This window comes from Mesorhizobium sp. Cs1321R2N1, from assembly GCF_037179725.1.
GTDB lineage: Bacteria > Pseudomonadota > Alphaproteobacteria > Rhizobiales > Rhizobiaceae > Mesorhizobium > Mesorhizobium salmacidum.
The window spans coordinates 1-506 of the sequence record NZ_JAPYKP010000338.1; the positions used below are offsets into that span (position 1 = coordinate 1).

General features: G+C 57.5%; 1 protein-coding gene. It reads right to left on the reverse strand.

What is annotated here, in order from left to right; translation table 11 throughout:
- Positions 1-221 (reverse strand): UvrD-helicase domain-containing protein (locus tag O7A61_RS32375; RefSeq protein WP_337133201.1); only part of this gene is annotated, 221 nt, incomplete at its 3' end.
- Positions 222-506: the final 285 nt, after the last annotated feature.

A 506-nucleotide genomic window follows, 5' to 3' on the forward strand; every position in this document is an offset into this window, starting at 1 on the left:
GCGAGGGTACGACGCGGATCAAGCTTGCCTGTCACTGCGCCGTAGGCAATGCGATGAGTGACAGCACGAGTTTTACCTGTCCCGGCACCAGCTATGACGCACACTGGAACATCGAAGGTCTTCGCAACCTTAACCTGTTCAGGATCCAGTGCCGCCAGAATCGCATCTGCCGTTCGGGTTCTCACAGCGATCACCATAAGGGTCGTGACCGACAGCAACATGCCGCCGTGGCATTGTGAGTGTTCCGCACGTGTACCACAGCTGACTCGTCAACTTGTCATGACTCGCCACTAAACTGATTAATCAGTTCGGCAGAAGGCCGAGCTATCACGAGGAGGTGCGTCGATGGCCGGTGTGGTGAAGGTCTTCCATTCCTGGCGCTGCGTCAGTGACGCCGTCGTAGCAGCTTTGTCGGAGCCCACCACCGATCCATTCGTCCGGCCGATTCTGGTTGCTCCTGGCAATGCTCAGTCTCGATCTTTGCTGCAATCCCTTGCCCGCCGTCA